General features: G+C 71.7%; 18 protein-coding genes and 1 tRNA gene. 9 read left to right on the forward strand and 10 right to left on the reverse strand.

The window, feature by feature from the left end:
- The first annotated feature begins 25 nt into the window (after nucleotides 1–25).
- Entirely contained in the window at nucleotides 26–778 is a 753-nt protein-coding gene (locus tag AB0G59_RS23005) for a PE-PPE domain-containing protein (protein WP_071965385.1), read from the forward strand.
- 81 nt (nucleotides 779–859) lie between these two features.
- Here the strand turns inward: AB0G59_RS23005 and AB0G59_RS23010 are convergent, their stop codons facing one another.
- Both AB0G59_RS23010 and AB0G59_RS23015 read right to left on the reverse strand, forming a co-directional pair.
- Nucleotides 860–1,762, reverse strand: coding sequence for a serine hydrolase (locus tag AB0G59_RS23010; protein ID WP_360914558.1), 903 nt, complete (start codon nucleotides 1,760–1,762; stop codon nucleotides 860–862).
- A complete protein-coding gene (locus AB0G59_RS23015; RefSeq protein WP_360914561.1) occupies nucleotides 1,759–2,661 on the reverse strand; it encodes a LysR family transcriptional regulator in 903 nt (300 codons plus the stop codon). Before AB0G59_RS23015 ends, AB0G59_RS23010 begins: the two co-directional genes overlap by 4 nt.
- Nucleotides 2,662–2,827: 166 nt before the next feature.
- Between AB0G59_RS23015 and bla the strand changes: the two genes are divergently transcribed.
- Nucleotides 2,828–3,742, forward strand: a complete 915-nt coding sequence (gene bla, locus AB0G59_RS23020; protein ID WP_360914564.1) for a class A beta-lactamase — start codon at nucleotides 2,828–2,830, stop codon at nucleotides 3,740–3,742.
- Nucleotides 3,743–3,793: 51 nt separating this feature from the next.
- Here bla and AB0G59_RS23025 read toward each other — a convergent pair.
- Nucleotides 3,794–3,867, reverse strand: a tRNA-Lys gene (locus tag AB0G59_RS23025).
- A gap of 101 nt (nucleotides 3,868–3,968) precedes the next feature.
- On the opposite strand from AB0G59_RS23025, the gene AB0G59_RS23030 reads away from it, so the two are divergent.
- The 5 genes from AB0G59_RS23030 to AB0G59_RS23050 all read left to right on the forward strand — a co-directional run bounded on the left by AB0G59_RS23030 (nucleotide 3,969) and on the right by AB0G59_RS23050 (nucleotide 10,016).
- A complete protein-coding gene (locus AB0G59_RS23030; RefSeq protein ID WP_360914566.1) occupies nucleotides 3,969–4,481 on the forward strand; it encodes a DUF6314 family protein in 513 nt (170 codons plus the stop codon).
- Nucleotides 4,482–4,492: 11 nt separating this feature from the next.
- Nucleotides 4,493–5,452 (forward strand): helix-turn-helix domain-containing protein, encoded by a 960-nt coding sequence (locus AB0G59_RS23035; protein WP_360914568.1) that lies wholly within the window; start codon nucleotides 4,493–4,495, stop codon nucleotides 5,450–5,452.
- A gap of 129 nt (nucleotides 5,453–5,581) precedes the next feature.
- Nucleotides 5,582–6,967 (forward strand): potassium transporter TrkG, encoded by a 1,386-nt coding sequence (locus tag AB0G59_RS23040; RefSeq protein WP_360914571.1) that lies wholly within the window; start codon nucleotides 5,582–5,584, stop codon nucleotides 6,965–6,967.
- Nucleotides 6,960–7,685, forward strand: coding sequence for a TrkA family potassium uptake protein (locus AB0G59_RS23045; RefSeq protein ID WP_360914574.1), 726 nt, complete (start codon nucleotides 6,960–6,962; stop codon nucleotides 7,683–7,685). Before AB0G59_RS23040 ends, AB0G59_RS23045 begins: the two co-directional genes overlap by 8 nt.
- A 111-nt stretch (nucleotides 7,686–7,796) precedes the next feature.
- Nucleotides 7,797–10,016 (forward strand): NADP-dependent isocitrate dehydrogenase, encoded by a 2,220-nt coding sequence (locus AB0G59_RS23050; RefSeq protein ID WP_360914577.1) that lies wholly within the window; start codon nucleotides 7,797–7,799, stop codon nucleotides 10,014–10,016.
- 72 nt (nucleotides 10,017–10,088) lie between these two features.
- On the opposite strand, the gene AB0G59_RS23055 is transcribed toward AB0G59_RS23050, so the two are convergent.
- On the reverse strand, nucleotides 10,089–11,066 hold the full coding sequence (locus AB0G59_RS23055) for a DUF6114 domain-containing protein (RefSeq protein ID WP_360914580.1): 978 nt from the start codon (nucleotides 11,064–11,066) through the stop codon (nucleotides 10,089–10,091).
- Nucleotides 11,057–11,671, reverse strand: a complete 615-nt coding sequence (locus AB0G59_RS23060) for a DUF6230 family protein (protein ID WP_360914584.1) — start codon at nucleotides 11,669–11,671, stop codon at nucleotides 11,057–11,059. Before AB0G59_RS23060 ends, AB0G59_RS23055 begins: the two co-directional genes overlap by 10 nt.
- 222 nt (nucleotides 11,672–11,893) lie before the next feature.
- Between AB0G59_RS23060 and AB0G59_RS23065 the strand changes: the two genes are divergently transcribed.
- Complete coding sequence (locus AB0G59_RS23065; protein WP_360914587.1) at nucleotides 11,894–12,718, forward strand: class I SAM-dependent methyltransferase; 825 nt, start codon at nucleotides 11,894–11,896, stop codon at nucleotides 12,716–12,718.
- Nucleotides 12,719–12,732: 14 nt separating this feature from the next.
- On the opposite strand, the gene AB0G59_RS23070 is transcribed toward AB0G59_RS23065, so the two are convergent.
- Both AB0G59_RS23070 and AB0G59_RS23075 read right to left on the reverse strand, forming a co-directional pair.
- Nucleotides 12,733–13,233: a hypothetical protein gene (locus AB0G59_RS23070; RefSeq protein WP_360914590.1), complete on the reverse strand. Its 501-nt coding sequence runs from the start codon at nucleotides 13,231–13,233 to the stop codon at nucleotides 12,733–12,735.
- Nucleotides 13,234–13,242: 9 nt separating this feature from the next.
- On the reverse strand, nucleotides 13,243–17,235 hold the full coding sequence (locus AB0G59_RS23075) for an SGNH/GDSL hydrolase family protein (RefSeq protein WP_360914593.1): 3,993 nt from the start codon (nucleotides 17,233–17,235) through the stop codon (nucleotides 13,243–13,245).
- 422 nt (nucleotides 17,236–17,657) lie between these two features.
- On the opposite strand from AB0G59_RS23075, the gene AB0G59_RS23080 reads away from it, so the two are divergent.
- Entirely contained in the window at nucleotides 17,658–18,200 is a 543-nt protein-coding gene (locus tag AB0G59_RS23080; protein WP_360914596.1) for a hypothetical protein, read from the forward strand.
- 77 nt (nucleotides 18,201–18,277) lie between these two features.
- Here AB0G59_RS23080 and AB0G59_RS23085 read toward each other — a convergent pair whose 3' ends face one another.
- Genes AB0G59_RS23085 through AB0G59_RS23095 form a run of 3 tightly spaced genes read right to left on the reverse strand, consistent with a single transcriptional unit; the run spans nucleotide 18,278 to nucleotide 20,546 of the window.
- Entirely contained in the window at nucleotides 18,278–19,123 is an 846-nt protein-coding gene (locus AB0G59_RS23085; protein WP_360914599.1) for an ABC transporter permease, read from the reverse strand.
- Nucleotides 19,124–19,139: 16 nt separating this feature from the next.
- Nucleotides 19,140–20,078 carry an ATP-binding cassette domain-containing protein gene (locus AB0G59_RS23090; protein WP_360914641.1) on the reverse strand — a complete coding sequence of 313 codons (939 nt, stop codon included), beginning with the start codon at nucleotides 20,076–20,078 and terminating at the stop codon, nucleotides 19,140–19,142.
- A 60-nt stretch (nucleotides 20,079–20,138) separates the two neighbouring features.
- A complete protein-coding gene (locus tag AB0G59_RS23095) occupies nucleotides 20,139–20,546 on the reverse strand; it encodes a lasso peptide biosynthesis B2 protein (protein ID WP_360914644.1) in 408 nt (135 codons plus the stop codon).
- Nucleotide 20,547: the final 1 nt, after the last annotated feature.

Here is a 20,547-nt window from a genome sequence, read left to right on the forward strand (position 1 = left end):
GTATCACCTCATGGAGGAGCAGAGAATGACCCTGGTCAGCAGATGGAAGAAGGCCCTCGCCGTAGCCGGTGCGACGGCGGCGGTCGTGGCCGCCACCGCGATCACGCCCACCGCGGCCCACGCCGATCCGGTACGTCATTACTACCTGGAGATCGGCGGCACGGGCTCGGCGGCGCCCGCCCCCGACTGCACCAGCACCTTCGCCATCGCCAACAAGTACCTCAACGGCGGCATTCCGGTGCCGGTGTGCTACCCGGCGAGCGCCGGACCCTGGCTCAACGGTCGCAACGTCCCGGACGTGACCGCGCCGAGCTTCGACGCCAGCGTGCGCGAGGGATACAAGAACCTGCTGGCCGCCGCCGAGGACACCCACCGTCGCGACCCGAACGCCCGTCTCACGATCGTCGGGTACTCCCAGGGCGCGCACGTGGCCGACCAGGTGCTCCAGACGATCGCCAAGGGCGGCACCGGCATTCCCCGCTCGCAGGTGAACGGCATGCTCTACGCCGACCCGCTGCAGCCCGGCACCGGCATCTGGGCCAAGATCCCCAAGGGCTGGAGCGCCTTCGGATTCACCTCTCCGGGCGCCGGCCCGGCGAAGTTCGAGGGCATCCCGGTGCAGCGCTTCTGCCTGCGCACCGACGGGGTGTGCGACGCGACCTCGGTGGCGTCCGTCGGCGGCTTCCTGCAGCAGCACCCCAAGTACTGGCAGGAAGGCAACATCATGGCGAAGACCATCGGCCATGACGGCGGCGACGGAATCGTCTGGGTCGACTGACCGACCCCTTGACCGCCCGGGGAGCGCCCGGGTCCGATGGACCTCCACCGGACCCGGGCGCATCCGTAAGCGCGAATACGGCTACAGGTGCCGGAGGTGGTCGCGCAGGGTTCGGGCGACCTGGGCCATGAGGGCTTCGGCGCCGGGCTGGGAACTGGCCGGAACGAGCGACTCGGTGAGGACGGCGATGGCGAACGCCTGGCCGTCGGAGTGCTCGACGACGCCGATCTCGTGGCGCAGGTTCAGGAGCGTGCCGGTCTTGGAGGACCAGGTGGTGGCGTCGGAGCTGAAGTCCGGGGCGAGGCGGTGCAGGAGCAGGTTGTGGGCCATGAGGCCGCGCACGCGCTCCGCCACCTCGGGGTGGATCGTCGACGGGGACCACAGGGCCTGGAGCAGCGCGACCCAGGCGCGTGCGCTGCCGGTGTTGGCGCGGGTGGTGTCGAGTTGGGGCACCCGGTGTCCACGGCCGCCGGTGCCGGCGTCGATGGCGAGGGCGTGGGCGAGATGGGCCTGGGCGGCGCCGAAGCGCTCCTCGGGGGTGTCGGAGAGCTCGCCGGTGACGTGCCGGACGGTGATGCCGCGCAGGCCGTGCTCGTGGAGGATGTCGGTGACCTGGGCGGGCGGGGTGAGGGCGAACAGCGCGTCGGCGGCGATTCCGTCGCTCACGCAGGTGCTCAGGTAGAGCAGGTCGTCGATCGCGATCCGGGCGGGGTGGCGGAAACGGCTCAGCCCGGTGGGGCCAGGTGTGGTGATCCGCCCCGGCTGCACGTCGAGCAGCGTGGCTCCGTCGAGCTCGCCCCGTCGTATGCGCTCCACCGTCGCCAGCGCGAGCGGGACCTTGACCAGGGACGCGGACGGCAGCGGGGTGTCGGGGTCGATCCCCAGCTCCTCTCCCGTGTGGAGGTCCCGTACGAGCAGGCAGCCGCGCAGGCCGCCGTCGAGCAGCTGCCGGCGCAGGTCGTGGAGCAGCGCCTCGGTGTTCATGCAGTCGTCCCTCTCACGGTGTCCGCCCGGGTGCCCGCGCCGAGGCAGCAGGCGATGGCGTCGCCCAGGCGCGCTTCGATGTGCTGGGGATTGCCGTCCGCGGCCGCCGCGAGGGCGTACCCCCGGCCGAGCCCGATCTCGCCGATGGGGCGCCAGTCCAGGGCGAGTTCCGCGGCCTGCGCGGGGGAGCACAGGAGCAGGTCGCGTGTGCACAGGACCTCCGCCGCGGCCGTCGTCAGGTCGGACGCCGCGACGAGCTGCGCGGGGCGCAGGCCGAGCGCGTCGCGCAGTCGCGTGAGCGGGTCGCGGATGTGCGGCACGTCGTCCTCCGGCTGGAGCCAGACGCGACGGGCGGGGTCGGGGGAGGCCCGTCCGACCCGCAGCGTCTCCAGGTAGACGCGCTTCACGCCGGGATCGTGGGCGCCGGCGAGCCCGAGCGGCACGGTCCACGTCGCCTCGGCCGGCGGCACCGCGAGCAGGGCGGCACGCACCTGCTGCGCGTGGATGAGCTCCATGCGCTGCGCGGGCGCCGCGACGCGGAGGTCGAGCGTGACGTCGTGCCCCCGTGCCTCGGCGACGAGACGGGCGAGGTCGACGGTGGAGCAGGTGCCGGGCACCGCGAGCCGCCACGGCTTCCGCTTGGCGGCTTCCGCTTCGTGGAGCAGCACGTCGGCCGCCTGCACGAGCTGCCTGGCCACCGGCAGCATGTCCCGGCCGAAGGGGGTGAGGACAGCCCGCCGCGAGGTGCGCTCGAACAGCTGCTCACCGAAGCGTTCCTCCAGGGCGGCGACACGACGGCTGGCCACCGACTGGGACATCCGGGCGGCGGCCGCTCCGTCGGTGAAACTGCCGTGCTTGCTGACGCTGACGAACGCGCGACATGCCCCCACAAGATCCACGGCCCCAACTCTATGCGAAATCGGCATGGAACCGCGCAGAAGCGTATTGGACCGCATGGACCTCCGGCGGTGAGGGTGGTCCCAGCAGTCGTGATCGCCCATCGGGACGGTCCGTGCCACCCGTCCCCGACGCGCCCTGTGCCGGGCGCCCCTGGAGGTTTGGACCATGCAGCACAGCCGTGCCCGCCGCGCCGTTCTCGGCGCGCTCGCCGCGCTCGCCCTCATCCCGCTCACGGCCTGCGGCCAGGGCGGTTCCCCGGCCGCCTCGTCGTCCGCCGCGACGCCGGGTGCGGCCGAGAAGTCGATAGGCGAGCTCAAGGAGCTCGAGCGCAAGTTCGACGCGCGGCTGGGCGTCTACGCCGTCGACACCGGCACCGGGCGCGAGGTGGCCTACAACGACGGCGCGCGGTTCGCCCACGCCTCCACGTTCAAGGCGCTGGCCGCCGGTGCCGTGCTGAAGAAGTACTCGCTGAGCGGGCTGGACCGGAGGGTCACGTACTCCAAGGACGATCTCGTCGACTACTCCCCGGTGACCGAGAAGCACGTCGAGACGGGAATGACCCTGCGCGAGCTGTGCGACGCCGCCGTCCGCTACAGCGACAACACCGCGGGCAACCTGCTGTTCGACGCGCTCGGCGGCCCCAAGGGCCTGGATGCCGTCCTCGAAGGGATGGGCGACGACGTCACGCAGATGGAGCGCCGCGAGCCCGAGCTGAACCTGTGGGCCCCGGGCGAGACGCGGGACACGAGCACCCCGCGGGCGCTGGCCAAGGACCTGCGCGCGTTCGTCCTCGGGGACGCCCTCGGCAAGGGTGAACGCGCACAGCTCGAGCAGTGGCTGCGGAACAACACCACGGGAGGCGAGCTCATCAGGGCCGGAGTGCCCAAGGGCTGGGCGGTCGGCGACAAGACCGGAGCCGGCCAGGGCTACGGGACCCGTAACGACATCGCGGTGGTGTGGCGCCCCGGCGCGGCCCCCGTCGTCATGGCGATCATGTCGAACCGCACCAAGAAGGACGCCAAGTACGACAACAAACTGATCGCGGAAGCGACGTCCGTGGTCACCGGCGCACTGTCGTAGCGGGAATGAGTAAAGCCCCCGCCGTCGAACGGCGGGGGCTCTACCTCCGGGTGCGCCGCCAGGGACTCGAACCCCGGACCCGCTGATTAAGAGTCAGCTGCTCTAACCAACTGAGCTAGCGGCGCGCGACATGAATATTACCTGAGGAAATGCCCGTCGCCGACCACGGTGCCCGGGGGCCGGCGGGCCCCGCCGGGCGCCTCGCGCGCCGGGGGACAATGGCCCGGTGAACAGCACCGCCCCTGATCCGGCACCGCATCCGGTCCCCGACGTCGCGGCCTATCTGACCGGGCGGTGGACCGTCGACCGCACGCTGGTCGACCTGGCCACCGGTCACCGGGGGACGTTCCGCGGCACGGCCGAGTTCCGGGCGGCCGAGGACGGCGCCGGGCTCGTGCACGTCGAGCGGGGCGAGCTGACCTGGAACGGTGCCGTCAACCAGGCCGGCCGGACGCTCGGGCTGCGCCCGAAGCCGGACGGCACCGCCGACGTCACCTTCGCCGACGGCCGGCCGTTCCACGATCTGGACCTCCGCGCGGGCCGCTGGACCGCCCGCCACCCCTGTGCCCGTGATCTCTACGACGGGACGTTCACCGTCCTCTCCCCGGACGAATGGCACCTGCGCTGGCATGCCGCCGGCCCCGCCAAGGACCAGCTGCAGTACTCGGTGTACCGGCGGCAGGCCGCGGACGCCGTGCGCCCGGCCACCGGCCGTGGCACGAATGCCGCCCCTGCGTAGGATGCGGCCACATGCACATCGTCGCCATCCTCGCCCTCGATGACGTGTCGGCCTTCGATCTGGCCATTCCGTGCCAGGTGTTCGCGCTCGCCCGCAAGCCCGACGGCACGCCCGCCTACGAGGTCAGGGTGTGCGCCGAACGGACGGTCACGGCGACCGCGGGGGAGCAGTCTCCCTTCCGCATCTCCGCGCCGTACGGTCTGGCCGGCGTCCGTGACGCCGACACCGTGATCGTCCCCGGCGTCGATCCGCACCGGCCGCCGTCCCCGCGCTCCGTGCGGCTCCTGCGCGACGCGGCCGCCGCGGGCGTGCGCGTGGCGTCGATCTGTACGGGGGCGTTCGTGCTCGCGGCGGCCGGGCTGCTCGACGGGCACCGGGCGACCACCCACTGGATGTTCGCCGAGCATTTGGCGAAGTCCTTCCCCGAAGTGGAAGTGGACCCGTCCGTCCTGTTCGTCGACAACGGGCACGTCCTGACCTCCGCCGGCGTCGCCGCGGGGCTCGATCTGTGCCTGCACATGGTGCGACGCGACCACGGCGCCGCGGCGGCCGCCCACACCGCGCGGATGACCGTCATGGCTCCGCAGCGCGCCGGCGGGCAGGCCCAGTTCATCGAGTACCGCGACCCCGCGGGCGACTGCGCCGACCTCGGCCCCACCCTGCAGTGGATGCAGGACAATCTCGACCGGCCGCTGACCGTCGCCGACGTCGCGGCCCGGGCCGCGATGAGCCCGCGCAGCCTCTCCCGGCACTTCCGCGCCCAGACGGGGACCACTGTGCTGCGGTGGCTGCTCCACCGGCGTCTGCAACGGGCCAGGGAGCTGCTCGAGACCACCGACCTCCCGGTGGAGCGGATCTCCCGGGCCGCGGGTTTCGGGTCGATCGAGGCCCTGCGGCACCACTTCGCACGGCACGTCGGCACCACACCGAAGGCCTACCGCGCGACCTTCCGGGCGGAGCCCGGCTCCTGACCGCCCCGGGAGGCCCGCTCCCACGCCCCTTCCCACGTCCCCACCGATCGGCGCAATGGCCGGGTATGGGTGATATGTACGGATAGGGTGCGGCCTGGCACCGACGAGTCGGCGACGGGAGGTCGGCACGTGGCGGGACGTCTGGCGACGCGGTCGCGGCGGTTGCTGCGGTCGCTGCTCACCGTCCACCCCGCCCGGACCCTCGTCCTGGCCTTCGCGCTGGTGATCCTGGCCGGGGCGGCCCTCCTGGCGCTGCCGCCCGCCGCCGAGCGCGGGGGCGGCACGGGCTGGGTCACCGCGCTGTTCACCTCGACCTCCGCGGTCTGCGTGACCGGACTGGTCACGGTGGACACCGGCACGTACTGGAGCGGCTTCGGCGAAGGCGTCATCCTCCTGCTGATCCAGGTCGGCGGCTTCGGCATCATGACCATGGCCTCGCTGCTGGCGCTCCTGGTCTCCGGCCGGCTGCGGCTGCGGATGCAGCTGACCGCACAGGCGGAGACGAAGAGCCTGGACATCGGCGCCGTACGGCGTGTGCTGCTCGGCGTCGCCGGGTCCACCCTGGTCGTGGAGGCCGGCGTGGGCGCGATCCTCGCCCTGCGCTTCCACTTCGGGTACGGCGAGGACGCCGACGACGCCACCTACCTCGGGTTCTTCCACGCCGTCTCGGCCTTCAACAACGCCGGCTTCGGACTGCGCGCCGACAACCTCGTGCCGTACGCCCGGGACCCGTGGGTGACGCTGCCGGTCGCGGGCGCCGTCATCCTCGGCGGGCTCGGCTTCCCCGTCCTGCTGGAGCTGGTGCGCCACCGGCGCCGCAGGCGCACCACGGGCAAGCGCAACTGGTCGCTGCACACCAAGCTCACCCTGCTCACCAGCGTGCTGCTGCTGGCCGTCGGCACCGTGCTGACCTGCCTGCTGGAATGGACCAACCCCGAGACGCTGCGCCCCTTCGACTGGGACGAGAAGGTCCTCAACGGCTTCTTCCACTCGGCGGTGAGCCGCACCGCCGGCTTCAACGCCCTCGACATCGGCGCCCTGCGGCCCTCGACGCTCCTGGCGACCTGCATGCTGATGTTCATCGGCGGCGGCAGCGCGGGCACCGCCGGCGGCATCAAGGTCACGACCTTCGCCGTCCTGGCCGTCGCCATGCTCGCCGAGGTCCGCGGCGAGCCCGCGGCCGAGGTCATGGGGCGGCGCCTGGGGCCGTCCGTGCTCCGCCAGGCCGTCACCGTCGCCCTGCTGGGCGTGGGCCTGGTGGTGGTCGCCACCCTGGCGCTCCTCACCGTCTCCGGCATGCCGCTGGCGGCGGTGCTGTTCGAGATCGTCTCGGCCTTCGGGACCGTGGGCCTGTCGACCGGCATCACCCCGGACCTCCCCACGTCCGGCCAGTTCATCCTCATCGCCCTGATGTTCGTCGGCCGGCTCGGGCCCGTCACCTTGGTGTCGGCCCTGGCGCTGCGCGAACGCCGTCGCCGCTACCAGCTACCCGAGGAGCGACCCGTCATTGGCTGATCACCCCAACCCCCTCCGCCGACGCCTGCGCCGCACCGAACGAGGCGCCCGGCGGGCCCGCCCCACCGGGGACCAGCGGATCGCCGTGATCGGCCTCGGCCGGTTCGGCAGCTCGCTCGCCCACGAACTGATGCGCCGCGGCTGGGACGTCCTGGGCGTGGACACCGACCCACGGCTGGTCCAGAAGCTCAGCGAGGAGATCACCCACGCCGCGACGGCCGACTGCACCGACCCGATGGCCCTCCAGCAGCTCGGCGTGCACGACTTCACCAGCACCGTCGTCGGCATCGGCACCGACGTCGAGGCCAGCATCCTGGTCACCGCCAACCTCCTGGAGGCGGGCGTGCCCAACATCTGGGCCAAGGCCATCAGCCGGCAGCACGGCCGGATCCTGGAACGGCTCGGCGCCCACCACGTCGTCCTCCCCGAGCACGACATGGGCGAGCGCGTCGCCCACCTGGTGGCCGGCCGGATGCTGGACTTCATCGAATTCGACGACGACTACGCCCTGGCCAAGACCGGCGCCCCGGGCGTCGTCACCGGGCTGCCCCTCGGCGAGAGCCACGTCCGCACCAAGTACGGGGTGACGGTCGTCGGCATCAAACGGCCCGGCCAGGACTTCACCCACGCCACGGCCGAGACCGTCGTCGAAGCCGGCGACATCCTCGTCGTCACCGGCAGGACGACGGCGGTGGAACGCTTCGCCGAGCTCGGTTAGGCCGCCTGCCCGGGCCGCGCGTCCGCCGTCGGCGGGGGCAGGGCCGAGGGAGCGGCGCCCAGGGGATATCTTGATGTCGAGCAATGTTACAGACGTGAAGCGGAGCACCCGGTGACTGACTCGACCATCATCTACACCCACACCGACGAGGCCCCGGCCTTGGCGACGTACTCGTTCCTGCCCGTGGTCGAGGCCTACGCCTCGACGGCCGGGGTCACGGTGGAGAGCCGGGACATCTCCCTGGCCGGGCGGATCATCGCCAGCTTCCCGGAGCGTCTCGAGGAGGGTCAGCGCATCGACGACGCGCTCGCCGAGCTCGGTGAGCTGGCGAAGACCCCCGGGGCGAACATCATCAAGCTGCCGAACATCTCGGCCTCGATCCCGCAGCTGAAGGCCGCGATCGCCGAGCTGCAGCAGCAGGGCTACGCGCTGCCGGACTACCCGGACGACCCGAAGACCGACGAGGAGCGCGACGTCCGCGCCCGTTACGACAAGGTCAAGGGCAGCGCCGTCAACCCGGTCCTGCGCGAGGGCAACTCCGACCGCCGTGCCCCCGCGTCGGTCAAGAACTACGCCAAGGCGCACCCGCACCGCATGGGCGCCTGGACGTCCGAGTCGAAGACGAACGTCGCCACCATGGGCGTCGACGACTTCCGCTCCACCGAGAAGTCCGCGGTCATCGCCGAGGCCGGCACGCTGCGCATCGAGCTCTCCGGTGACGACGGCTCCACCACCGTCCTGCGCGAGTCGGTCCCGGTCCTCGCGGGCGAGGTCGTCGACGCGTCCGTCATGCGCGTCGCGGCCCTGCGCGAGTTCCTCACGGCGCAGGTCGCCCGCGCCAAGGCCGAGGGCGTGCTGTTCTCCGTGCACCTGAAGGCCACGATGATGAAGGTCTCCGACCCGATCATCTTCGGCCACGTGGTCCGCGCCTTCTTCCCGAAGACGTTCGCGCAGTACGGCGAGCAGCTCGCCGCCGCGGGCCTGACCCCGAACGACGGCCTCGGCGGCATCTTCAAGGGCCTGGAGGCCCTGCCCGAGGGCGCCGCGATCAAGGCCTCCTTCGACGCCGAGCTCGCCGAGGGCCCCGCCCTGGCGATGGTCGACTCCGACAAGGGCATCACCAACCTCCACGTCCCGAGCGACGTCATCGTCGACGCCTCCATGCCGGCGATGATCCGCACCTCCGGTCACATGTGGGGCCCGGACGGCCAGGAGGCCGACACCCTCGCGGTCCTCCCGGACAGCAGCTACTCCGGCGTCTACCAGGTCGTCCTCGACGACTGCCGCGCCAACGGCGCCTTCGACCCGTCGACCATGGGCTCGGTGCCCAACGTCGGTCTGATGGCGCAGAAGGCCGAGGAGTACGGCAGCCACGACAAGACCTTCGAGGTCCCCGCCACGGGCACCGTGCGCGTCGTCGACGGGGCCGGCAACGTCGTCCTCGAGCAGGTCGTGGGCGCCGGCGACATCTTCCGCATGTGCCAGACCAAGGACGCGCCGATCCAGGACTGGGTCAAGCTCGCCGTCACCCGCGCCCGCGCCACCGGCGACCCGGCCGTGTTCTGGCTCGACGAGGGCCGCGCCCACGACGCGCAGCTCATCGAGAAGGTCCGCACCTACCTCGCCGAGCACGACACCGAGGGCCTGCAGATCGAGATCATGTCGCCGGTCGAGGCCACCGCGTTCTCCCTGGAGCGCATCCGCCGCGGCGAGAACACCATCTCGGTCACCGGCAATGTCCTGCGCGACTACCTGACCGACCTCTTCCCGATCCTGGAGCTCGGCACGAGCGCCAAGATGCTCTCGGTCGTCCCGCTCATGAACGGCGGCGGTCTCTTCGAGACCGGTGCCGGCGGCTCCGCCCCGAAGCACGTGCAGCAGCTCGTCAAGGAGAACTACCTGCGCTGGGACAGCCTGGGCGAGTTCCTCGCCCTCGCGGTCAGCTTCGAGCACCTCGCGCAGACCACGGGCAACGCGCGCGCCCAGGTCCTGGCCGACACTCTCGACCGCGCGACCGCCACGTTCCTCAACGAGGACAAGTCGCCGAGCCGCCGCCTCGGTGGCATCGACAACCGCGGCAGCCACTTCTACCTGGCGCTCTACTGGGCCCAGGAGCTGGCCAAGCAGACCGACGACGCCCAGCTCGCGCAGGCGTTCTCGGCGCTGGCCGCGACGCTGTCCGAGCAGGAGCAGGCGATCGTCGACGAGCTGATCGCCGTGCAGGGCCAGCCGGTCGAGATCGGCGGCTACTACCAGCCCGACGCCGCCAAGGCCTCGGCCGTGATGCGTCCGTCGAAGACCTTCAACGAGGCCATCGCGACCCTCGGCTGATCCGAGACGGCACCGCGTTCCGCCCCGGTCGGCACCCGCCGACCGGGGCGGTCCCGTATCACCGCCCCCGCACTACGGCCCGGCCTCCTCCACCGGGGCCGGCCCGATGCGCAGCCCGTCCGCGACGATCGTGTCGCTGGTGACGAGGGCCTGCTCGGCGTCGACGTCCGTCAGGAAGACGAAGGGCGGCACGACCGGCGGCACGGGCAGCGTGTCGGGGGTGAACGTGGTGCACACCAGGCCTTGGACGCAGCCGCTGAACCGGGTGAGGTAGAGCGTGACGTCACCGCTCAGGTGCAGCTCGGCCACGTCGAGGGCGAACTCGGCCCCGCCGTCGTGGGTCCGCAGCCGGTAGTCGGACAGCGAGGCCGCCCGCATGCGCAGCACCATGACCCGGCGCGGGCCGTCCGCGGTGCGCACCTCCTCGACCCCGGCCAGGGTGAGGCCGCTGGGGGCGAAGCGCGTGGTGGTCACCGTCGTCGGCGTACGGGGCGCCGTGCCGGCCGCGGGCACCCGGTCCGCCCGCTGGGGGACCGTCAGACCGGCCAGCAGCACGACGGGCAGCACGGCCGCGAGGCTCCTGGGCGGGCCCTCGGGACGCAGGGGGGCCGGCTCGGGGGAGTGCGGCCGCGGGGGCTCCGGCGCGGGCGCCGGCGTCCAGGCGAAGCCCATCGCGCCGCCCGCGATGCCGAGCAGCGCGCCGAGGAGGAAACCGCCGAGGTTGGTGGCCGCGAAGGACACCACCGCCAGGATCACCGCGTGGATGCCCACGTAGTGCCGGGTGTGCGGAAGGAACCACAGGAACAGCCCGGCGGCCGCCAGCGCGGCCCCGATGCCCAGGGCCGCGATGCCGCCGAGCCCCAGCCCGACCAGCACCGTCCACGGCGCGAGCGGGACGACGAGCAGTTCGGCGCCGCCCAGGATCAGCAGGGCCCCCGCCCAGAACGGGCGGGTGCGCCGCCAGCCGCGCAGGGCCCGCGCGAGGCGCACGGCGCGTGCCGTCGGCGGCGGGCCGGAGGGGCCGTGGCCCGGTGCCGTCCTCAGAAGCACGTCCGGCCGTCGAGGCTCACATCGAGGCTGAGCCCTTTGAGGCGGAAGTCGCCGCCGGTGGCGGACCAGGCGTGCGACTTCACTCCGGTCACCGTGACATCGGCGGCCTGCAGGCCGAACCGCCCCGGCTCGCCCCTGATGCCGGGCACCCGGTCCAGCGTGGAGGCGTCCCGGCCGATCTGCACGTCGCCGAACTCCGCGTCACCGGCGAGGTCCTGGCTGTGCAGGACCAGATTGCGCACGGTCACCTGACCGGCCTTGCCGCCGGCCGTCAGCTTGAACACCACGGTCCCCACGGGGGTGTCGATCCGGGCGGACTGGCAGATGTCCGACAGCCGGGCGTCGCCGATGCCGAGCAGGGCACCGGGGCGGCCCTCCCCGTCGGCGGCCCGGGCGACGTCGACGAACGAGACCAGCCCCTTGCTGGAGAGCCGGCCCGACGACACCTGAAAGGCCTTGCCCGACACCGCGAAGGACGACGCCAGCACGCCCTCCGCCATCCCGACGGACATCGCCGCGACGGCCGCCACGGCCGGGAGGGCGACAAGTGCCGCCTTCCCCCAGGCCGTTCCGCCCTCGGCCGGCCTCCGTCCGGTGCGGCTCACGGCGCCCCCTCGTCGGTCCCCGTCGGCCCCGCGTCGGCGCCAAAGGGTTGGATGCCCACAAGGGGGACGGCCACCCCTGCGCCGGCATCACCCACTCGAATGAGTTCGGGGGAATCGGGGGCATGGTCCGTTTGCGCCCGTTCCGGAAGGCAACTGATATCAGCGTCGCGAACGGTTGCTCTCTGCTGGGGAAAGGGCTGAGAACCATGGGCGTTGACGGCGATGCCGGCGTACCGGGGTAGCGGCCTTCCCGACGACTTCTACGCCCTGTGGCTGGACCGGACGATGACCTACTCCTGCGCCCTGTGGGCCGACGGCGACACCCTCGAGGACGCCCAGATCCGCAAGATGGACTACCTCGCGGCGCAGGCGGGGGCGGGCGGGGCCGCCCGTGTGCTGGACATCGGCTGCGGATGGGGCGGCACCCTGGAGCACCTGGTGCGCACCCACGGCGTCGGGCATGCCGTCGGCCTCACCCTCGACCGGCGGCAGGCCGCCCGGGCACGGCAGCGGGCGGCCCGCTGCGAGGTGCGGCTGGAGGGCTGGGCGGATCACCGGCCGGACGCACGGTACGACGCGATCCTGTGCGCCGGGGCGTTCGAGCACATCGCCGGACTGGAGCTGTCCCGCGAGGAGAAGGTCGCCGGCTACCGCGCCTTCTTCACCCGGTGCCGCTCGTGGCTGCGGCCCGGCGGACGGCTCTGCCTCGAAACCGTGGCCGCGGGATACCCGCCGGACGGCCCGCAGGCGGCCCGGGACGCGATGCTCACGGCGCTCACGCTCTTCCCCGGCGCCCAGCCGCCGGGCCTGGCGGAGATCCACGAGGCGAGTTCCGGCGTCCTGACGTGCGTCCGGGTGCGCAACGACCACGAGGACTACGCCCGGACCTGCCGCTGCTGGCTGGAGCGGCTGCTCGCCTCCAGGGCGCGGGCCGCGGCCCTCGTCGGCGACGAGACGACGGCGGACCACGAACGGTGTCTACGGGCGTCGGTGCGGCTGTTCGAGCAGGGCCACGCGAGCCTGCTGCGCTTCACCTTCCGGCGATGAGCGCGGGAGCCGCGTCAGGCAAGGCTCCGCCACCCCATCCACAACAGGAGCGGGGCGAGCAGGGCGACGAGCACGACCGACGCCGGGCGCCGCATGCGCGGTGAGCGCAGGGCGACGACCAGAGCGGGGCCGGCCGCGCTCATCAGGTAGAAGAGCCAGGACCGTGCGAGCCCTCCCACCTCGGCCCAGAGCATCATGGTGCACAGCGACAGCGCCGTGCAGGCCGCCACGGCACCGGCCAGGGGCCTGACGCGCAGGGCCCACAGCAGGATCACGAAGCCGGCCAGGGCCACCGCGATCCAACCGGCGATGCCCATCAGGGGATAGAGGGTGAGGCAGCCCTGGAGGGGGTCCTTCTCGCACACGCGGGACTCGGCCTCCTCGGCCCGGCGCAGTATCTCCAGGCCGGCCGCGCCGACGGCCGCGCCGCCGAGGGCGGCGCCCACGACCGTCAAGCGGTCGTCCAGCACGCGTCGTACCACGGAACGCTCCTCCCGGGCCGCTCTCATCCTCATCGCCCCTTCCTACATGCCGATCTTCCGCAGGGTGCTCTCGAGGGAGTCGGCGTAGAGCCGGGCGCCCTCCGTCTTCGGGTGGAAGGACTGTGCCGATGCCGGCTGTTCCTTCGTGCTCGGATTGTCGCCCGGGGTCTTGTCCGTCACGATGCCGTGCACGCTCTCCGGGTCGCCGCAGACGGCCTTGCCCTTGAAGAACTCCTTCGGGTTGGAGAAGGAGACGTTCGCCCCGGCGGCGTTGGCGTCCGCCGTCGCGTCGTCCATCACCTGGAGCATGAGCTCACCCATCTCGTTGATCCAGGGTCCTTCGGCCGTGCCGATGCCGATGATGCACTGGCCGCTCCTCTCCAGCAGGATCGGGTACCCCATGAGCACGATCCTGGCGTTGGGCGCCTTCTTGTGGATCGCTTTCAGCGTCTCGGCGACGGCGGCCCGCACCTTGCCCTTCATGACCTTGGGCTGTGCGTCCTTGAGCGCCTCGCCGTCGCCGTCCAGCGTGCCTTCCTGGCAGACCTCGGGAAGCCCGATGCCGCCGAAGATGCACTTGGTGATGATCTTCGAGAAGCGCGAGTCGTTGCCGCCGATGGAGATCGTGACGAGCGAGGTGTTCTCGTCCAGGTAGCCCTGGTCGAGCTGGGTCAGCTCGCCGTACTGCATCTGGTCCCAGGCGACCCGGCCGTTCTCGCCGCCCGGCAGGATGTTGTCGGTGGTGGCACCGGAGCAGGCGATCAGGTGGTAGTCCATGGAGGCGTCCCAGGAGTCCGCCCGGGCACCGATGGAGCTGCCGGAGTCGGCGAGCCTCGCCTGGCGCGACCAGGCGTTGCGGGAGCGGTGACAGGCGTTGCGGAGCTTGTCGTTGTCGCCGTAGAGGTCGGTCTCCTTGTAGTAGTCGCCGCCGCCGGACTTCGAGGCGCCCTCACCGGAGGAGTAGGAGTCGCCCATGGCGACCACGAAGTCCTTCGGCTTGGCGGACAGCTTCTGGAACGCGACCGCGTCCCAGGCGATGTCCTCGCTGCCGTCCCCGTCCAGCGAGTGGTTGTCGAGCGAGACCTTGGGTGTTCCGGAGAACTGGAACACGCCGAGGGAGACCCACTTGTTCTCCAGCGTGCGCTGCGGCACGACGCGGAACTTGGTCCCCTTGCCGGTGTCGACCACGTACTTCGCCTGACGGGTGTGCGCACCGTTGTCGGGCGTGTGGACCATCACCCGGGCCCAGCCGTTGATCTGCTGGCCCAGCGTCCAGGTGCCGGTGACCGTGAGGTCGTGGTTGTCGGTCACGGTGCCGCTGCCGCGGGTGTGGGCGAAGTAGAAGTGGCCGTTGTACCCGGCCCCCAGCTGGTGGGTGTCCATCTTGGACGGGTACAGCCCGGCGGCGCCCTCGTTGGTGGCGAAGGTGAACTTGAACGAGCCGTCCGAGGTCACATTGCCGCAGCCGGGGCGGGTCGTCGGCGTACCGGCGGGCAGCTCGTCGACGACGAGCGTTCCGGCGGGCAGGCCGTCCTTGGAACAGTTCGGCTTGTAGGCCTCGCCGTCCGCCTCCTCCTTGTACGTGTCGTCGAAGCGCAGGATTTCGTTGCCGCAGGCCGCGGAGTCGCAGTTCTTCCAGCTGACCGGCTGGTTCCACCAGCACTTGAGGTCCTGCCGGTTGCAGGCGCCGAGGCCGGGCGTGTTCTGGTCGTTCGGCCCGATCTTGCTCTTGTCGCAGTTGTTGGCCTCGGTGCAGAACAGGCCTTCCGCGGGCTTGACCAGTGTGCGCAGGGAGGGCGTGGTCCACCACGCGGGGCGGAAGCCGGAGACCATCTTGCCGGGGGACTCCAGGGCCTCCAGCGGCCGTGCGGCCCAGCCGAGGACCTTCTCCTGGTAGGGCCAGTCCTGGGGGTGCGAGGCGTCCTTGTAGCGGTCGCGCCCGTACTCGTCCTCCAGGAAGGGCGTGCGGTTGGCCTTCCAGAGGGGGTTGGCGGGGTTGTTGGTGAAGCCGACGCCCCACAGGCCGCCGTTCTTGGATGCCTGGGCCTTGGGGTAGTACCCCGCGTTGTAGGCCCACAGCGCGAAGAACCAGTTCTCCATGTACTGCGGCTTGCCGTTGTTGACGATCAGGCCGTCACGACGGGTCAGGTTCCACTTGTCGATCAGGATGTTGATGCCGCCCGCGATGTTGGCGGTGTAGTCCAGCGCCGCGGCTTCCTGCTGCGTCGTGGTGAGCGGCTTCTCGTCCTTCTTCTCCTTGCCGTGCATCCGCATGCCGTCGGTGATCTGGGTGATGCCGTAACCGCAGTCGGCCTCGGCCCAGTTGATCGCCCACGGGTCGGCCTGCTTGCCGTCGGGGTTGTAGTCGATGCCGTAGAAGTTGCCGATCAGCGAGTTGGCGGTGACGCCGGGCACGGCCATCCGCGCCGCCTGCCACATGTTCGACTCCTGCGCGGTGATGCCGAGCATCACCTGGGCCGGGACGCGGCCGCCGCCCTCGAGCTCGGCGCGCGGGAAGAGGGACTGCGGCTGGTACGCCGACATGCCCGTGTTCTTCCAGTTCGCCGGGCGGGAGATGTGCTTGTTCAGGTTGTTGGTGATGGCCTGGTCGACGGCCCACTCGACCTGGCGGGGCTTGGGCTGCATGGCCATCTTGCCCGGGTCGTTGCGGGGCACCGAGCAGTAACGTTCCGCCTCGACCGGGTTGTTGGGCGAACCGGCCAGGGCGCGCGGCGCGGCCGGCTTCTTCGCGCCCGGACCCGCGGCGAGGCTCGGCGAGCGCTCCCGGCCGGTGGCCGCCGCCTTCCCGGCGCCGGCCGGTGTGACCTGGAACCCGGCGGACTTGCCGGTGCCGAGCACCGTCAAGCCGATCCTGACCGTACGGGCGGTGAGCGCCTCGTCCGGCCGGATGCGCGAGTCCTTGCCGGAGGCCCAGACGGTGTCGGTGACGAGGGCCTCGCCACGGGTGGTGGCCTGCGCCTCCTTGGGCGTGCCGGACGGCCGCTTGACCGAACCGGGCAGCTTGGCCCCGGCGGTGGTCTCACCGGTGATGAACACCGTGCCGCGGGCGCTGCGCGAGAGGTCCATCTTCGTCAGCGCGCCGGTGGCCAGGACCGACGGCCTGGCCTTCTTCGCGTCCCCCTTGGCGATGTCCCCGGCGGTGACCCGCTTGACCTCGCCCTTGGCGGAGGCGGGCGTCGGGGCCGTGAGCGAGGGAGTCTTGGTGGCGGGGCGGTCGAGGTAGACCACGCCGCCGTCGCTGTCGGGCTTGAGCTGGAAGGGGATCTGGGCCGTCGTGGCGATGGCGGTCCGCTTGCCGGAGTCGTCGATCCGCACGAGCCGGGCGGCGTCCGCCGCCACGATGTCCTTGCCGACCGGGACGGCCGAGGTGATCTGGCCCTCGAGCTCGACGGTCTCGGCGAGCCTGCCCGCCGCGGCGTCGACCTTCAGCAGGCGGGTGGCGTTCTTGTCCTCTCCGCCGGCCTGGGTCAGCACCGCCGTCTCGCCCGTACCGCAGCCGGGGCTGAAGTAGGCCAGTGAGGCCTGCTGGTCGAGCTTGGTCACCTTGCCGGAGGCGAGGTCGACGACGGCGGTGAAGGCGCCACGGGCCATCAGCTGGGCCTTGTTGGTGAACGTCCGCGGCGCGTAGGCGACCACCGCGCGCTGACCGGAGCCGGTCACACAGGCGTTGCCGATCCACATGTCCGTGTCGAAGCCGGGCTCCGACAGCGATGCCGCCGTCCGCCAGGCGTAGCCGTTCTTCTTGTCCGCGACGAGCAGATGGAAGCCGTCGGCGTCGCTGCTGGTCGTCCAGGCCCGGTCCGCCGAGCTCTCCCACCCCTTGCCGAGGGTGGCCTTGCGGTCCGCCGGAGGCACCGCCGCGGGCGAGGGCCCGTCCTGCTGTACGGCCCGGGATTCGGCGGCGGGCGCGGACGTGCGGTTCGCCGCCCAGGACGCCGGCGCCTGGAGCGTCGAGGCGCCCACGGCCAGTACCGCTGCCGCGATGGGTATCGAGTGTTTTCTGCGTCTGCGCATGTAACCCCGTCTCGAATCACACGGAAAGGCGAGCGAGGCCACACGCTACACAGTGGGGAGAGCTCCGATAAAGAATTTCAAGTAATCCCGTGCATGCTACATGCGGGAAATCGGAATACGGAATTCGGACCTCCGAATGTGTTCGTTGCGGCAATTGCGGAGGATTTCGGCGGCATGGTCAACGTCACATCGGACGTTTCCGTGCGCGCCCGGTGACCGCGCGGCCCGGCGGGTGTCCGAATGATCACCACAAGGGGGTCGATGGAGTGATGTGAAAGGGTCACGCACCGCCGCAGAAGTAAAAGTCCGTATTCCGGTTCGCTGTTCGGGGCGGCCGCCGGGCGGGCGATTGTTCTACGCTCCGTCCTGATCGCGGGATTCGCCTTCCGCGCATTTCACGACCATCGCAATAGGGGGCGTACATGTTCACTTTCGCCAGGCCCGTCGTCATGGGTGCGGCCGCCGCCGTCGGCGTGCTCGGGTTCGCCGTGCCGCAGGCCCAGGCCGCCGACGTCACCGTGGCGCCCGGCGTCACGGTCACCGCCAAGGCCGACGCCAACACCCGCGCGATCGCCGCGGCCAACCCGGCAGCCGTCGCGGCGGGCACCAGCCTCTGCGGAGCGGGCTACACGCTGAACTTCGCCGAGCGCCTTCCGGACGCGTCCCGCAAGGGCACGCTGTTCACCTACGCCAAGCCGATCCCCCCGGGCGGCCACTACGACGACATTCCGACCTGCGCCATCTTCGACAACAACACCGGCTCGGCGAAGTACATGAAGCTGAAGCTGTGCTCCAACTACACGGCGCAGCCCTGCTCCGTGAACGAGGGCACCTTCTCCCAGTACGCGGGCCCGGTCTTCCAGAAGAAGGGCGGCTGCGGCTACGTCTACGCGATCATGAAGACGTCCAAGGGCGCCTCCAGCGCGATCATCGACGCCAAGCGCGGCGCCACCCCCTGCGACTAGCGGTCGCCGGTACCCGCACACGCGCGAGGCCGCAGCCTTCCGGCTGCGGCCTCCCGTGCGTAGGAAGCGGTCGGTCCCTATTCGTTGGGCGGACGGCTGAAGCAGCGCACCGCCACGAAGCCGGCCCCCGCCAGGACCACCGCGCCCGCCCCGAGCGCCCCGGGCACGGCCGAGCCCAGGTCCCAGCCGAGGGCGAGCCTGCGGGCCCCGCCGACCGCGTGCGTGACCGGGTTGACCTGCGCGACCACCCGCAGCCAGCCGGGCAGGTTGTCGAGGGGGACGAAGGCGCTGGAGGCGAACATCAGCGGGAACATGAAGAACACCGAGATGCTCGTCATCACCTCCACCTTCCGCAGCCAGGCCGCGAGCGCGATGAAGACCCAGATCAACGACCAGATGACGAACGTCGAGAGCAGCAGCGCCGCCACCACGCCCGCCGCCCCGCCGTCGGGCCGGAAGCCCAGGGCGACCGTTCCGAAGGCGAGCAGCACGACCAGTTCCGTGAAGATCCGCAGAAGGTCGGCCAGCGACCGGGCCGCCAGCACCAGCGGGAGCCGCACGGGCAGGGTGCGGAAGCGGGCCACGATGCCGTTCTGCATGTCCTTCACGAGCCCGATGCCGGCGAGCTGGGCGGAGCTGATGCCGGTCGTCACCAGCAGGGCCGGCATCAGATAGTCGATGTAGGGCACGCCGTGGGGCAGCTGGGCGGGGCGCGTCATGCTGCCGAAGACCTGGCTGAGCAGCAACAGCATGATCAGGGGCTGCAGCAGGCCGAAGAGCGCGAGGCGCCGGTCCCCGTACATCGCCCGGATCTGCCGTCCGGTGAGCACCCACAGCTGGGTGGCGGGGCCGTTGCCGCGCCACGCGGCACGGTCGTGGGGCGCGCGGACGACGGTGTCCGCGACGCTTTCCTGGATGGCCAAGGGGACTCCTGGGATCTCAGACCGCGGTGCGGACGGCTCGGGACGCCTGGGTGAGCGCCAGGTACACGTCGTCCAGCGTCGGTTCCTTGTAGGCGAGTTCGTCGATCTCCGCCGCGACGGTGTCGAGCGCCCGGACCACCTCGGCGAGGTCGGCGGACGTGGCGACCGGCATGGACAGCGTCCGCCCGGTGTCCGCCATCGGCTCGAAACCCGCGGCCGTCAGCGCCGCGACGGCGGTCGCCATGCCGGTGGCCGCGGCGAGCCGGACGTGGACGGAGCGGCTGCCCGTCTCCGCCTTGAGCTCGGCGCTGGTCCCGGAGGCGATGACCTCGCCCTTGGACAGCACGGTGATGCGGTCCGCGAGCCGGTCGGCCTCCTCCAGGTACTGGGTCGTCAGCAGCACGGTCGTGCCCTGGGCCACCAGCTTCTCCACCGTCTCCCACAGGGCCATCCGGGTCGTGGGGTCGAGCCCGGTGGTGGGCTCGTCGAGGAAGAGCACGTCGGGGTGGCCGACCAGGCTCGCGGCCAGGTCGAGCCGCCTTCGCATGCCGCCGGAGTAGGTGCGCGAGGGCCGCCGGGCGGCCTCGGTCAGCGCGAACGCCTCGATCAGTTCCTCCGCCCGCGCCGCCGCCTCGCGCCATCCGGCGCCCAGCAGCCGCGCGATCAGCACGAGGTTGTGGAAGGCGGACAGCTGCTCGTCCACGGAGGCGAACTGCCCCGTGACACCGATCCTGCTGCGCACCTGGCGGCCGTGGGTGGCCACGTCGTACCCGGCGACCTCGACGGTTCCGCCGGACGCGGGGGAGACCGTGGAGAGGATGTTCACCAGCGTCGTCTTGCCCGCGCCGTTGTGCCCGAGGAGGCCGAGCACCTCTCCCCGGGCGACCTCGAGGTCGACGCCGTTGAGGGCGTGCACGCCGCCGAAGCTCTTGCGGACGCCGACCGCCTTGATCATCGGTTCGGACCCGGCGGTTCTGTCCTGGGACACGTCTTTCCTTGTTCTTCGGTACGTGGGTCAGGCGGGAGGGACCGTGAGCAGCGGCCGGTAGTGCCCGGCCGGGTAGGGCTCACCGACGGGCTCGCCGCCGGCCTCCACCCACGCGTGGGCGGCGAACGGGCTGGTGCGCACGCCGGTGCACCAGGTGGGCCAGGTGCCACGGGCCCGGCAGAGCAGGACCGTGGCGACGGAGCGCTGCAGACAGGCCTGGCCGGTGCAGCGCAGGCTGACCGAGGTCACCGCCTGCAGCGCGGCGAGCGCCTGCTCGGGGGTGGCCGGCGGGGCACCGCGCCGGACGAACTCCAACACGCGCCGCAGCCGGGCCGGGCTGAGCTCGGCGAGCAGCCGGGCGGCGCCCACGGCGGCCAGCGGCAGCAGACGCCGGTGCGGGGGCAGCCGGCGCCGCCCGGACAGGGCGACCGGCATG

Source organism: Streptomyces sp. NPDC021096 (genome assembly GCF_040641275.1).
Lineage (GTDB): Bacteria > Actinomycetota > Actinomycetes > Streptomycetales > Streptomycetaceae > Streptomyces.

Coding starts and splice junctions, on each gene's coding strand:
- AB0G59_RS23005 (WP_071965385.1), top strand. CDS start 26: ATGACCCTGGTCAGCAGATGGAAGAAGGCCCTCGCCGTAGCCGGTGCG.
- AB0G59_RS23010 (WP_360914558.1), bottom strand. CDS start 1,762: ATGAACACCGAGGCGCTGCTCCACGACCTGCGCCGGCAGCTGCTCGAC.
- bla (WP_360914564.1), top strand. CDS start 2,828: ATGCAGCACAGCCGTGCCCGCCGCGCCGTTCTCGGCGCGCTCGCCGCG.
- AB0G59_RS23035 (WP_360914568.1), top strand. CDS start 4,493: ATGCACATCGTCGCCATCCTCGCCCTCGATGACGTGTCGGCCTTCGAT.
- AB0G59_RS23065 (WP_360914587.1), top strand. CDS start 11,894: ATGCCGGCGTACCGGGGTAGCGGCCTTCCCGACGACTTCTACGCCCTG.
- AB0G59_RS23070 (WP_360914590.1), bottom strand. CDS start 13,233: ATGAGGATGAGAGCGGCCCGGGAGGAGCGTTCCGTGGTACGACGCGTG.
- AB0G59_RS23075 (WP_360914593.1), bottom strand. CDS start 17,235: ATGCGCAGACGCAGAAAACACTCGATACCCATCGCGGCAGCGGTACTG.
- AB0G59_RS23080 (WP_360914596.1), top strand. CDS start 17,658: ATGTTCACTTTCGCCAGGCCCGTCGTCATGGGTGCGGCCGCCGCCGTC.
- AB0G59_RS23090 (WP_360914641.1), bottom strand. CDS start 20,078: ATGATCAAGGCGGTCGGCGTCCGCAAGAGCTTCGGCGGCGTGCACGCC.
- AB0G59_RS23095 (WP_360914644.1), bottom strand. CDS start 20,546: ATGCCGGTCGCCCTGTCCGGGCGGCGCCGGCTGCCCCCGCACCGGCGT.